General features: G+C 46.3%; 5 protein-coding genes. 4 read left to right on the forward strand and 1 reads right to left on the reverse strand.

Annotated features, from left to right (window positions below; all coding sequences use genetic code 11):
- Positions 1–2: 2 nt before the first annotated feature.
- Positions 3–3,914, reverse strand: a complete 3,912-nt coding sequence (locus DW947_RS15810) for a two-component regulator propeller domain-containing protein (RefSeq protein WP_117962925.1) — start codon at positions 3,912–3,914, stop codon at positions 3–5.
- Positions 3,915–4,170: 256 nt separating this feature from the next.
- Here DW947_RS15810 and DW947_RS15815 point away from each other — a divergent pair, with 256 nt between their 5' ends.
- The 4 genes from DW947_RS15815 to DW947_RS15830 all read left to right on the forward strand — a co-directional run bounded on the left by DW947_RS15815 (position 4,171) and on the right by DW947_RS15830 (position 13,082).
- Positions 4,171–6,546 carry a TIM-barrel domain-containing protein gene (locus DW947_RS15815; RefSeq protein WP_117962927.1) on the forward strand — a complete coding sequence of 792 codons (2,376 nt, stop codon included), beginning with the start codon at positions 4,171–4,173 and terminating at the stop codon, positions 6,544–6,546.
- Positions 6,547–6,757: 211 nt separating this feature from the next.
- The gene (locus tag DW947_RS15820) at positions 6,758–9,931 is read left to right on the forward strand and encodes a SusC/RagA family TonB-linked outer membrane protein (protein ID WP_229078291.1); all 3,174 of its coding nucleotides are present in this window, start codon (positions 6,758–6,760) and stop codon (positions 9,929–9,931) included.
- 24 nt (positions 9,932–9,955) lie between these two features.
- Positions 9,956–11,635: a RagB/SusD family nutrient uptake outer membrane protein gene (locus tag DW947_RS15825; RefSeq protein ID WP_008662437.1), complete on the forward strand. Its 1,680-nt coding sequence runs from the start codon at positions 9,956–9,958 to the stop codon at positions 11,633–11,635.
- A gap of 202 nt (positions 11,636–11,837) precedes the next feature.
- Positions 11,838–13,082, forward strand: coding sequence for an AGE family epimerase/isomerase (locus tag DW947_RS15830; protein ID WP_117962931.1), 1,245 nt, complete (start codon positions 11,838–11,840; stop codon positions 13,080–13,082).
- Positions 13,083–13,084 lie beyond the last annotated feature (2 nt).

A 13,084-nucleotide genomic window follows, 5' to 3' on the forward strand; every position in this document is an offset into this window, starting at 1 on the left:
TCCTATTCAGCCTGCTGCCTTATAAATTCGGACGGGCTGATGTTGAATTCATCTTTAAAATGCTTGGAGAATACCTTGGGGGAGTTATACCCCAAGGTATATGCAATTTCCGAAACTTGCATTTGGCTTTCTGTCAGGAGTTGCTGTGCCCGTTTCATGCGGATGGTTCTGATGAACTCGATGGGTTTCTTTCCCGTAATCTTAATCATTTTCTTATAGAAATAGCTGCGTGATATATTCAGGCTGCTGGCAAGCTCCTCGACGGAAAACTCGGTTTCGCTGATATTGTCCTCTACAATCTGGATGGCTTTTTCTACCAACTGCTGGTCAAGAGGGGTGATGGTGATGCGGCTTGGTTCGATTTTAATTTCTTGATTGAATATTTCCTGCCGCTTTACGTTCATTTCAATAATCTTGTTGATACGCAGTTTGAGGACTTCCATATTGAAAGGCTTGGTGATGTAGTCGTCTGCGCCGACGTTAAGTCCCTCCAATTGGTGCTCCTCGCTTGCTTTGGCTGTCAGCAGGATGATGGGGATATGTGAATAGCGTATATCGTTCTTGATGGTTGAACATAGTTCCAGACCATCCATTTCGGGCATCATGATGTCACTGACCACTAAATCAATATCTTCCTTTTCCAGTACATTTAGTGCATGTTTTCCGTTTGTGGCTTTTAATACATGATACTGCCTGGCAAGACTTTCAGAGAGAAATTTCAAGAAGTCGTAGTTGTCATCTACGAGTAGTATGGTGAATGGATGGGATTCTTCCTTTATTTCCGGTTCTTCGACCGGTTCTCCGTTTTTGGTTTCATTACTGTTCTGGTGCAGGGGTAGGGTAATCAGGAATACAGAACCACAAGGCTGGTTATCCCTGACACAGACAGTACCCTGATGCATCTTTACGTATTCGGAAACAATGTGCAGTCCAATGCCGCTGCCTCCGTTGCTCGACTGGTTTTTGCCCGACTGATAGAATCTTTGGAATATTTTCTCCTTGGCTCCATCCTCTATGCCGCAACCGGTGTCGGTAAAGGTCAGTTCCAGATTTGTGCCTCTTACGGCAATATCCAGTGAGATGCTTCCTTTATTGGGAGTGAACTTGAATGCATTTGACAGGATATTTGTGCATATCTTGCGTATCTTGCCATAGTCAAAATCCATGAATACAGAATGTTGTGGAGCGGTAAGGCTATAGCTGATGTTCCGTTTCTGTGCTATCGGATCGAAAGAGTGGAATATTTCACTCAGAATGATAAGGATGTTGTCATGTTTGCATTTCAGGGTTTCAGCCTTGGCATCCAGCTTTCTGAAATCCAGCAGTTGGTTAATCAATTCCAGCAGATAGTCGGCATTTTGTTTGACTATATCCAGAATGCCTTTACGATATTCGGGATGGTCTACGAAAAACTCTTCAAGCGGATTGATGATAAGTGACAAGGGAGTCCGCAGTTCGTGGCTTATGTTGGCAAAGAACTGCAGTTTCATATTGTTGATTTTCTGCTGCCTTTCATTTTCCACCTCGATGGCCTGCATGATTTGTTTCTGCTTTTGGCGTAAGCGCAGATTGCGGATAATGGACAGAAGGATACACAAAATGATACCGGTATATATGGTATAGGCCCACCAGGTGCGCCACCAAGGAGGGAGTATCTTTATTTTCAGTTCCTTGACGTTGGGGCTCCATATGCCTTGTGAGTTGCATGCCTTGACGGATAAAGTATAGTTTCCGGCAGTCAGCATGGATAGGTTTACTTTGTTGTTTTCAGCATAAATCCAGTTGGAATGAATCTTATAGGCATATTTTATCTTATCCGTTTCCACCAGGTCGAGGGCAGAGAAGGACAGAGTGAATGAATTTTCCTTTTCAGTGAAGGAAAGATGTTGTGCACATTCAAGTGAGCTGCCGTTCAGGATGTCCGGATGGGGCATTCCGGATTTGAATTCAATGTCGGTAAGGTAAATGTTGGCATCATAACTTGTGGTCAGGATGTCTTGTGGAATGATAGTCTGGTAACCTTGAGGAGTACCTATCAGTATATTGCCGTTCTGCAGTTTGAGGATGGCGTGGACATTGGTATCGTTGCATATCAGTCCGTCGCTTACGGAGTAGTTCACGATGGTGTATGTATCGTTTGTTATTTTGATTCGTGAGATGCCGTTGCCGGTGCCAATCCACATTTGGTTGTTGTTGTCTTCTGTGATGGCTCTGACGAGATTGGCGGCAAGCCCGTTTTTCTGGTCAAGAAAGTAGATGGAGTCGTTCTTCTGGTTCCATATGCTCAGTCCGTGTGGATGTCCTATCCAAAGAAGGTCCCGGCTGTCCTTATAGACAGTGAGCATATTGTTCTCCTTGAAGCGGCTGGCTTCGGCGTATATATTATAGGCTTGGGTTTCCGTATCGATGATAATGAGTCCTCCTCTGGTTGCTACGTAAAGGGTGCTGTCTTTGTCATAGTACATATCACGGACAAAGAATTCTCCCGGACGGTACAAGATGGTGTCAAACTGCCCGGTTTCCGGATTTAACCTCTGTATGTATCCTTTCATGGTACCTATCCAGATGTATCCGTGTTTGTCCACCTCTACTGTATACACATTGTTCTCGAGAAGTTGGCTGTTATTTACTGTGTATTGTTTGATTTGCCCTTTCGAGTAGCATAGCAGTCCTTTCTGGAAGGTGCCTATCCATAGGCGGTTTTTGGAGTCGATGGATAAGTCGACTACAATATTGGCGGGAGTTACTATCTTTTCGTATGAATCGGTCACCAGTGAACGTCGGATTAGTCCCGTACCGTCTGTTCCGTAGTAAATGGATTCCTGGTTTGTGTCTTCGCAGAAGGTTAGGATATCATCATATTCCAGGGATTTGTTGCATAGTATGATTTGGGACATGGGGCTATAATAGGAAATACCGTGTTTGAAATTCCCTATGTATATGGTTCCGTCTTTGTCCCGGTAAATGGTATTCAGATTGTTGCTGGCAATGGTGTGCGGTTTCAATGGATTGTGCACCAAGTTGGTAAGAGATTTGGTTAGGGCGTTGTAAACGAACAACCCCATATGGCTGGTAAGTATCCATACGTTGCCGTCTCCCAGGTCGAGGATGCGTTGCACGCGATTGTACTGTATGTGGGTGTTATCGTTCAGGCTGATGTCCTCCCATTGCTGTGTAAAACTGTTCTTGTGCAAAAGCAGGCTGTTTTGGAAGGTGTATACCCATAGGCTTTCGTTTTGGTCTATGTAAATGTGTGGCTCATGATTCTGCAGCAAAGGTCTATAGACGGCGGGAATGGCTATTTCTTTGACTTCGGAAGTCTGCTTGCTGATACTGTATAGGGTACCGTTGGAGTACATTATATAAATGAACTGGACACCTATATAGAGGCATGAAATCTTTTCAACTGCCAATGGATAGGCTTTGATGGAGCTGTTGTCCATGCTTCGTATGTAAAGTTTGGAATAGTCGTAGGCCCAAAACTCATTCTTGGATGTTTTTCCCATCCTCAGAATATTTTTACTGGGGATTTGCAGCCCATCGAGTATGGGTTTATAGTCATTGTCGAATTTACCGGTCTTATAATTATAGATACTGTAGCCGCTGGAAGTCCTTATCCATACATTGTCGTCCGGTCCTTCGAAGATTTCGCTGATGGCATCGTCCGGCAGATCGGAGTTGTTTTGGTAATACTGCTGGAAGGAGTAGCCGTCGTATTTATTGAGTCCTGATTCTGTTCCCACCCAGAGGAATCCCCTTTTGTCTCTGTAGATGCTTCGGACACTGTTGTTGGAGAGTCCTTCTGTTGTAGAGAGCTGCTTGAACATGACAGCCGGCGGGATTTCCGCTGAATTACCTTGAACAGCAAGGAGGAAGGCCAGATTGCATATAAAGAATAGGAGCAGTTGTTTCATGTATTTTCTTTATTAGAAGAATTAACAATATTGTAACTGCAAACTTAAATATAATCCTCCGAACGAGCAAGGGAAGATTTGCGTATTCGCGTGGGATGATATCCTCCGTTTGGTGAAAAATAGTATGCATTTTGTTTCCAATGGCCCTATATGGGTTCTATGAAACAAAACCGGATATTAAAAGACATTTTTAAGGCATCTGTGTTTCCTTTAAGAAAAATACATTTGCAGGCGAGATCATTTAAATCCTAATAGTATGAAGAAAGAACTTTTAGCAGTGGCGATGCTGTTGTTTGCCGGCGGCAATCTGTTGGCACAGCCACATGTCAATGACGGTACCTCGTATTTGATGAACCAACCTCTGGACATGAGTACCGATTTCCGTGACTTGAGTAATACCTTGTTTTTTGCAGATCACCTGGAGTCATTCGATGCCAAGTCGGGTGAAGGGCTGGTGAACTGGAAACGCGGGCATCTGATGCCCCGTCAAGCCTTCAATACCAACGGTGCACAGCCCCGTAAAATGAGAATGCTCGATTTTCCTTTCACTGCCTATGAAAATGACCCTAACCTCAAATTCAAGATTGACTTTGTAACTCCGCGTACGGTACGTATCCGTATGCTAACGACCCCGGTGGAACCTAAACCTGTCGCTTCCATCATGTTGGCAAAGGAACCGGGCAGGGATGGAAGCTGGAAAGTTATCGAGACGAATGACAAGATTATCTATTCCAGCGACTATGGAACCATTCAGATTAACAAGAATCCCTGGAGAATCGTCTTGAAGGATAAAGCCGGACGTATCTTGAGCCAGACTGCCGCTTTGAGCGACGCGGACTCTACGCAGGTAAAATATACGCCGTTCTGTTTTGTGAAGCGGGGAAGCGACAATGCTCGCCGCATCAATCCGGTATTTACCTTGACTGCAGATGAAATGATTTTTGGTTGCGGAGAGTCTGCCACTGGGCTGAACAAGGCCGGACAGAAGGTGAACTTGTTCGTTACAGACCCACAAGGGCCTGAGACGGACCAGATGTACAAACCGATTCCTTTCTTTATGAGTAACCGGGGATATGGTATGTTTATGCATACATCCGCTCCCGTGACTTGTGATTTTGGTGCTACCTATATTGGGCTGAACAAAATGTTCATGGGTGACGAGAACCTGGATTTGTTCGTTTTCTTCGGCGAGCCGAAAGATATTCTGGACGAGTACACCGATTTGGTAGGAAAGCCGGGCATGCCCCCCTTGTGGTCTTTCGGTACGTGGATGAGCCGTATTACCTATTTCAGTGAAAAGGAAGGTTATGATGTAGCGGCCAATATCCGTAAGAACAAGTATCCGTGCGATGTTATCCATTTCGATACCGGCTGGTTTGATGTGGACTGGCAGTGTGACTATAAATTCTCCGAGAACCGTTTCCAGAATCCACAGCAGATGTTGAAGGATTTGAGGTCACAAGGTTTCCATGTATGTTTGTGGCAGTTGCCTTATTTCACTCCTAAAAATCGTTATTTCTCTGAACTGATAGAGAAAGACATGTATGTGAAAAATGGAAATGGTGAACTTCCCTACGAAGATGTGGTGCTCGATTTTTCCAATCCGGAAACCGTAAAGTGGTATCAGGACAAACTGGCGGGATTGCTGAATATCGGTGTCAGTGCCATTAAAGTAGACTTCGGCGAGGCTGCTCCACTGAACGGTATTTACGCTTCCGGCAAGAGCGGATGGTATGAGCATAACCTCTATCCGGTGCGTTATGATATGGCAGTGTCCGAGATAACCAAGAAGTTGCACAACGAGAATATAATGTGGGCACGTGCCGCATGGGCCGGTTCCCAGCGTTATCCATTGCATTGGGGCGGTGATGCTGCAACTACGAACACGGGTCTGCTGGGTACGCTTCGTGCAGGCTTGTCCTTCGGCTTGTCCGGTTTCTCCTTCTGGAGCCATGATATGGGTGGCTTTGTAAAATCCACTCCGGAGGACTTGTATTGCCGCTGGATACCGTTCGGTTTCCTTACTTCCCATACCCGCGCACATGGGGCACCTCCGACAGAGCCGTGGTTGTATGACAGCAAGCGTGTGCAGGATGTCTTCCGCAAGAGTGCAGAGATGAAGTACCGTCTGATGCCTTATGTGTATGCTCAGGCTAGGGAATGTACAGAAAAGGGCTTACCGATGCTAAGAGCCTTGTTTGTAGAATTCCCCGATGATCCGGGAGCATGGAAAGTGGATGACGAGTATCTCTTCGGTTCGCAGATTCTGGTTGCCCCCTTGCTTGAATCCGGTATGACGGGCCGCACAGTTTACCTTCCCGAAGGAAAATGGATAGACTACCAGACAGAGAAAGTCTACGAAGGCGGATGGCACCGGATTGAAGCAGGCAGTCTGCCGATAATCATGCTGGTACGTGACGGTTCGGTACTTCCTCATCTGAAGTTGGCGCAGTCCACTGCTGAGATGGATTGGAGCAAAATGAGCCTGAAGGTATACAGTGCTGACAAGAAGCAGGCGGAAGGATTGGTTTGTCTACCTGCCGACAACCGTATTCAGGTTGTGAAAGTGGATTGTGGAAAGGCCAAACCGCAACTGTTGAACCAGGTTGAAGGCACTTCCCTGAGTTTCTGAACTTAATCTTTGAAAATCTATATTGAATTCACCCCTGTCGGTATGGAAGAGAAAGGGATATAGTTACCGAAATCTGTGCCACTATGGTGGCACAGATGTGCCTTCCCAATGGCACGGCAGTGCCTCTATAGTGGCACAAAATTGTGTCGCATATCTTTTTCCCGATGTGCTTATGACCGGGGTATTTGTTAAACCTAAGTATTTAGTATTTATGAGAAATGTGATGAAGTATTTGGGTATCATGTCAGTATCGCTGGCATGTGCCGGACCTCTCTTTGCAACAAGCGTACAGCCGTTTGCAGGTGTCACTGTCGTACAGCAGAGTGTAGTTACTGTGAAGGGCCAAGTGGTGGATGAGAAAGGCGAGCCCATCATCGGTGCCAATGTCATTGTGGAAGGTACGACAAACGGTATGATTACCGATTTGGACGGTAACTTCTCCTTGCAGTGTCCCGTAGGTTCTACGCTGAAGACCAGTTACATCGGTTATCTGGCGCGAACGGTCAAAGTAACCGGGAATATGAATGCTCTGAAAATTATTTTAAAGGAGGATACCGAAACCTTGGATGAGGTAGTTGTTGTGGGCTACGGTACGATGAAGAAATCCGACCTCACCGGTTCTGTGGCTTCCGTGAATGCGGAGGAAATGATGAAGCGGAATCCGGTGAACTTGGGACAAGGTTTGCAGGGAGCTGCGGCAGGTGTATCTGTCATCCGTTCTTCCGGTGACCCGGAAGGAGGTTTCTCCATCCGTATCCGCGGTGTGGCAACCGTGAATGGCTCTGCCGACCCACTCTATGTAGTGGACGGTGTGCAGGTGGGAACTTCCATCGATTTCTTGAATCCTAATGATGTAGAGTCCATCGAAATTCTGAAAGATGCTTCGGCTACAGCAATCTATGGTACCCGCGGTGCCAATGGTGTCATTATGATTACTACCAAGAGCGGCGGTAAGGGTAAGGCAAAGGTGAACTTCTCGGCCAACTATGCCCTTCAGTTCAATTCGAATAAGATTGATGTGGCTGACGCGGACTTGTTTGCAAGCGCTGTACGTTCCGCCGTCAAGAATGACGGTATTGCCATGACCAATCTGGCGTATGGCGAGGATTACATAGGCAGACTGAACAGCATTGACTGGCAGGACGAAATGTCACGCACGGCATTACAGCAGAACTATAATCTTTCTGCTTCGGGAGGCAGCGAAAATACCCAGGCCAACTTATCTCTGGGTTACTTGAACAATCAAGGTATCGTGATTGAATCGAATTTTAAACGCTTGACGGCACGCGCTAATATCACCCACAAAGTGAAAGACTTCCTGCATGTAGGCTTGAACTTGAACTATGCGCATTCGGAAAAGATGGGAGGAGGCAACCTGAGAAACTATGCACAAGCCATTCCAACCATGGATTATGTAGAGGACGGTGTTTTCTATTCCATGCCTATTGTGTTGCCCGACGGTACTTGGGGACATTACAAGAAAGAAGGTAATGGGGATGTGAACAAGGGAGCTGACAATCTGGTTGCTGCTGCCAAGACTGCCGACAGCATCAATAAATGGGACCGTCTGCTCGCCAGTGCTTTCCTGCAGCTCGATTTGTACAAAGGATTGACTTTCAAGACCATTGCCAGCTATAATTATTATACCAGAGGTTATAATGGCTATACGGCTTACAATGACAGAACTTTTGGAACTCAAGACCGTAAGGACTCGTTCTCGCTGAATCAGAGCCAGTCTACCTCACTTGGTCTGGAAGCGTTCTTGAACTATGACTGGTCCAATGAGCACCACCGCGTAAGTGCAATGGCCGGTTTCTCTACCAGTGATACGAACGGTGCCTGGCTGAATTCCAGTGCCAACGATTTCCCGGCAGATAACATCCGCCAAATTTCATTGACCAATGATCCTTCTTCCAAGCAAACGGATGGCGGGCTGGACCTGAAGACAAGATTCCTTTCTTACTTCGGCCGTCTGACTTATACTTTGAACGACCGCTATATTGTGACTGCAACGGTACGCCGCGACGGTTCTTCGAACTTTGGTGCCGGCAATCGTTACGGTACATTCCCTTCCGCTTCTGTAGCTTGGCGTCTTTCCGAGGAAAAGTTCATTAAGGATTTGGAACTGTTCAGTAACTTGAAGTTGCGTGCCGGATGGGGACAGACCGGTAATGCGGGCAATGGTACCAACTTGTCCATTGCACAGTTGTCTTCGGCAAATGCAATGTACTGGTTCTTTAATGGTTCGAGTGTGATTAACGGTGCCGGTATCGCCCAGCAGAAAGAAATTGATACCAACTTGAAATGGGAAACCAATGAGCAGACAAATATCGGTATTGACTTTGCCTTTATGAACAATGAGCTTTCTTTCTCTGCCGATTACTTTATCCGTGACGCAAAGGATCTGCTTCTGTATCGCCAGATTCGTCCTTCTACCGGTTTCTCCAATGTCTATACTAACGCGGGACATATCCGTAACTCAGGTTTCGAGTTTACTGCTGCGTGGAACAAGAGCTTCAGCGATTGGAATATCGGCATAAGACTGAATGGGTCTACTCTGAAGAACGAGGCTATTGAAGTCGGCGATCCGATATTCAGCAAGTCAGGTTCAGCACAAGATGGCGACAACTGGGACAACCACTCCATTACACAGAACGGCTATCCTGTAGGTTCCTACTATGGCTGGAAGGTAGAAGGCATTTTTAGAACCCAGGCCGAAATTGATGAAATGAATAGGCTGGCGGTTGAAAAGGGAGTTGAAAGTGGTGTATATCAGGACAAGACTACTCAGCCCGGCGACTATAAGTTTGTTGATTTGAATGGTGACGGGCAGATTACCGATGCCGACCGTACTGTTATAGGCAATGGATATCCCAAGTTCACTTACGGAATGAACCTTACCGCTTCCTGGAAAAACTTTGATTTCTCGATGAACTTGTACGGTGTAGCCGGTATGGATATCCTTTCTTATTCTTCGGCCCGCTTGACCTCTGTCTATGCACCCGACGGCGGTTATCAGAATGTACTGAAGGAATATATCAATAATGCATGGTCATCTTCGAATACCGGTGCCAAATATCCGCGTATCACCAAGACAGACTATAATAAGAATATGCGTGTGTCCGACGCCTACATCCAGAAGGGGGATTATCTGAAGATTTCAAATATTCAGATAGGATATACATTCCCGAAGAATGTGCTGAAACCGGTGAAAATGGAAAATGCACGCGTATTTGCCAGTGTCGACAATGTATGTACCATTTCTTCGTACAATAAGTTCGGCGATCCGGAAGTTGGTGACTCCAATGTATTGTATTCGGGATTTGACGGAGGACGTTATCCGTTCCCGATGTCGGTTACTTTCGGTCTGAGTGTACAGTTCTAATACTAACGGATAAAAAATATGATTATGAAAAACTTATATAAACTGTTGATCGGTGTGCTGGCCTTAAGCACCGTAACGTCTTGTGACGATTATTTGGAAGTGGATCATTACGATATTCTTCCGGCGGATTTCATGTTTAAGACGGAGGAGAATGTCCTTTCCGGATTGAACGGACTTTATGATACCTTTTATACGGACCAGCACGGTTCCGGTGATGACGAGACATGGGGATTCAAGCCTCAGGTATTTGCTGCCAACCATTCTACGATGGACTGTCAGGCTTCCGGTTGGGATGCGGAATGGCAGCGTCATGCCTGGAAACCCGATAAGGGTTCCCTGGAGACTGCATGGCGGATGAGTTATCGTGCAGTGGACCGTGCAAACCGTTTCCTGGCTGGCCTGGAGACAGCGGATGCCTCTATATTTGCGGACAGCAATTCCAAGACCGTTTATGAAGCGCAAGCACGTGCCATCCGCGGTTATAACTACCTTTACCTGACGAAACTTTTCGGAAGGGTACCGATGTTGCTTACCGGTGAAACCTATACTACTTCGGTAGGAAAGGCACGCCCGGAATCCGTGGATGAGACTTATGCGGCTATCGAGGAAGATTTGTCTTTTGGACGCGACCATCTGGATTGGTTACCCATGAATGGTGAATACGGACGTATAACCAAGGGGTTCTGCAAAGCTTATTTGGCCGAGCTGTATATGTTGAAGAAAGACTTTACGAAAGCCAAGACGGAACTGAAGGATATAGTGGACAGTGGAACCTATTCATTGGAGCCCTGCTTCGGTAACCTTCATGCCTGGGATACACATTGGACCAAAGAGTCCGTATTTGAGGTGATGTATCATGAACAAGGATATATGGGTTGGGGAGCCGATTCGTCTTCAGATGCCATGATGTGGTACGGATATATGTGCGCGGCACCCGAATGGGGAGGCTGGGGTTCTCTCTGTCTTTCTTGGGAGTTTGTACGTTCCTTTGAACCGGGTGACAAACGCCGCCAGTACTCTGCTGTTGCCAAAGGGGATACGCATCCCATTACCGGGCAGACTGTAGGGGTGACAAGTGGTTTTGACGGTCTTTTCCAAGGCTCCGAAAATATGCCTACTGTTTATTCCTTGAAATACTGGAGATGCAAGCCAGGTGAGAACAACAAAGTATTCAATCCTATTTCATTGACTCTGAAGCGTTATGCAGGCATCATGCTCGACTATGCAGAATGTTGTTTCGAGACAGGTGACAACGCTACCGGATGGAACATGATACGTCAGATACGTAACCGTGCTTGGGGTAATTTGGAGATGGGAGCGACGATGATTGACCTACCCGCCGACATGTTGAATACCCAGACGGTGGAAGTGCCGGATGCAGAGACCTATTATACAAGCTATAAAGCAGCCAAAGGCTATACTTCTCCGGTATGGAAGGTGGCGCTGATTATAGAGCGTCGCCATGAATTCAATGCCGAGTTCTCGCTTTACCATGATTTGTGCCGTATGGGTATGTGCAAAGAATGGTTTGCCGCCGAATATCCGAAGACAGCAGCCAACTCTTCACAAGAGGCTTGTCTGCAGACTGGTGACTCATTCCGTTTCTTTGAGCACGAGGCTTATCAGGAAATCTTCCCGATTCCGACGAATGAGATTCTGACCAACCCGCTCATCAATCAGGCTGACCAGAATCCGGGATATTGATAAATTATAAATAAACACTTAATAATAAAATATTTGTGAGTGAAATGTCTGGCACCAGTAGTTGTTGTGATAGACGTCAGCGTCTGTCGTGATGAAAGCCGGTGTCTGACATGACAAACACCAGTACTTGAGACGACGAACACCAGTCTCTGATAAACGGGGAATTATACAAGGAAAAGTTTGATGGTTTTAGAGAATAATTATGGAAAGGAAGATGTTTTATTGGATAGCACTGCTGGTTGCATATTGTCTGGCAGGTTGCCGGTCGCATTTAGGGGAGACAGATATGCAGACACGCATGCGTACAGAGATTGTCACGAATGTCAGAGACAGCGTGTTGCCGTTTTGGATGGATTATGCAGTGGCTCCCGACGGCGGTTTTTATGGAACTGTATTGCGGAATGGTACTCCGGTAGTGGATGCTCCGAGAGGAGGGGTTCTGAATGCCCGGATTCTGTGGAGTTTTTCTGCCGCATACCGTACGTTTAAGGATGAGGCTTATCTGAAGCTTGCGGATAAATCGCAACGCTACTTCATTGATACATTTATAGACAAGGAACATGGTGGGGTATATTGGCTGGTCAATCCTGACGGTGAGGTGCTGAATGCTTCCAAATATACGTATGCTATGACCTACGCCATCTATGGGCTGGCTGAACACTATCTGGCAACAGGTAACAGCGAGAGTCTGGATATGGCTGTCGGTTTATATCATACCTTGGAGGAGAAAGGCCGTGAATCGCAATATGACGGTTATGTGGAATCTTTTACTGAAGATTGGAAACAACTGGATAATTATGATAACAATGCACCCAAGACTATGAATGCGCATTTGCACGTGTTGGAGGCTTATACCCTTTTATATCAATGCTGGAAAGACGACGGACTGAGGAAACGACTCAAGTTCTGCACCGGGTTGTTTATGGACCGTATTTATGACTCTTCAAGGAGGCATTTTAATTTGTTCTTTGATAATGCATGGAACAGTCTGGTTGAGATGGACTCTTATGGGCATGATGTGGAGGCGGGATGGCTGCTTTGTGAGGCTGCCCGTGTGTTAGAAGACCGGCAACTGATGGATAGGGCGAATCGGCTTGCGCTGGATGTGACGGATGCTTGCTTGGCGGAAGGACTGAGTGACAAAGGGTATATGATGTATGAAAAGAAGGGCGGAAGAACAACCGGGCATGCCTCATGGTGGGGCCAGATTGAAACGATGATAGCTTGTGTCAATGCCTGGCAAATCAGCGGGAATGACGTTTATCTGCAATCGGCCGATACGGTTTGGACTTTCGTAAAGGACTGTATGATAGACCGGGAATACGGTGAATGGTACAGTGATTGTTTTGATGGAGAACCCAAGAAGGATACTCCCAAAGTGAGTATGTGGCGTTGCCCGTATCATACGGTACGCTTGAGAGTGGAAATACATAATCGTTTAAAATAGTA

It is taken from the genome of Bacteroides sp. AM44-19, assembly GCF_003603395.1.
In the GTDB taxonomy this organism is placed as follows: Bacteria; Bacteroidota; Bacteroidia; order Bacteroidales; family Bacteroidaceae; genus Bacteroides; species Bacteroides uniformis.

Coding starts and splice junctions, on each gene's coding strand:
- DW947_RS15820 (WP_229078291.1), top strand. CDS start 6,758: ATGAGAAATGTGATGAAGTATTTGGGTATCATGTCAGTATCGCTGGCA.
- DW947_RS15825 (WP_008662437.1), top strand. CDS start 9,956: ATGAAAAACTTATATAAACTGTTGATCGGTGTGCTGGCCTTAAGCACC.
- DW947_RS15830 (WP_117962931.1), top strand. CDS start 11,838: ATGGAAAGGAAGATGTTTTATTGGATAGCACTGCTGGTTGCATATTGT.
- DW947_RS15810 (WP_117962925.1), bottom strand. CDS start 3,914: ATGAAACAACTGCTCCTATTCTTTATATGCAATCTGGCCTTCCTCCTT.
- DW947_RS15815 (WP_117962927.1), top strand. CDS start 4,171: ATGAAGAAAGAACTTTTAGCAGTGGCGATGCTGTTGTTTGCCGGCGGC.